Origin of the sequence: Comamonas sp. CAH-2 (genome assembly GCF_009668305.1) — a bacterium.
Taxonomy (GTDB): Bacteria; Pseudomonadota; Gammaproteobacteria; order Burkholderiales; family Burkholderiaceae_C; genus Comamonas; species Comamonas aquatica.
In genome coordinates, this window is the sequence record NZ_VSWF01000079.1 from 1 (window position 1) to 1,062 (window position 1,062).

Consider the following 1,062-nt stretch of genomic DNA (forward strand, 5'->3'; position numbering starts at 1 on the left):
CCCATACAGTATCGTAAGTAGTGAGGAGGACGGCCTGCATTTGGTAACCATGTCCGGGGCCAACGGCTTTGGAAACGGTAAAGTGCACACCCGGCGCAGATGCAGAAACAGGTTCGTTAAGAAAAATGGGCAGTGCAATATAGAGTTCGCAAATATGGATGAAAAAAGTCAACGGTATCTTGCAGATATGTTCACAACATGCGTTGATATACGATGGCGCTACATGCTCTTGATTTTCTCACTGGCATTTCTGGCTTCCTGGCTCCTCTTCGGGATAATTTTTTGGGTGATCGCTGTAGCTCACGGCGACTTGGAGCCCGACTATAAGGATGACGACGACAAAGCAGAAGGGCGCGGAAGAACTCCATGCGTGATGCAGGTTCACGGGTTCATGGCCGCTTTTCTCTTTTCCATTGAAACCCAAACCACTATAGGATACGGGTTGCGCTGTGTTACCGAGGAATGTCCAGTGGCCGTCTTTATGGTCGTAGCCCAGAGCATTGTCGGATGTATTATCGATTCCTTCATGATAGGAGCAATTATGGCAAAGATGGCAAGACCAAAGAAACGCGCACAGACTCTGCTTTTTTCTCATAATGCCGTAGTCGCCCTTAGTGACGGGAAACTCTGCCTTATGTGGCGAGTCGGCAACTTGCGGAAGAGCCACATTGTTGAAGCTCACGTTAGGGCACAACTGATAAAACCAAGGGTAACAGAAGAGGGGGAGTATATTCCACTGGATCAGATAGATATTGATGTCGGATTCGACAAAGGGCTTGATCGAATATTCTTGGTCAGTCCTATAACCATCCTCCATGAAATAGATGAAGCAAGCCCCCTTTTTGGCATATCTAGGCAGGATCTCGAAACTGACGACTTTGAGATTGTTGTAATCCTTGAGGGCATGGTGGAAGCTACTGCAATGACTACCCAAGCACGAAGCAGTTATCTGGCAAACGAGATCTTGTGGGGGCATAGATTCGAGCCCGTACTGTTCGAGGAGAAAAACCAGTACAAGATCGACTACTCTCACTTTCATAAGACTTATGAAGTCCCTAGCAC

The 1,062-nt window shown here is 47.6% G+C and carries 1 pseudogene; it reads left to right on the forward strand.

The features are described from left to right. Positions 1-154: 154 nt before the first annotated feature. Positions 155-1,062 (forward strand): annotated as a pseudogene (locus FYM52_RS18545) (hypothetical protein); the annotation flags it as partial.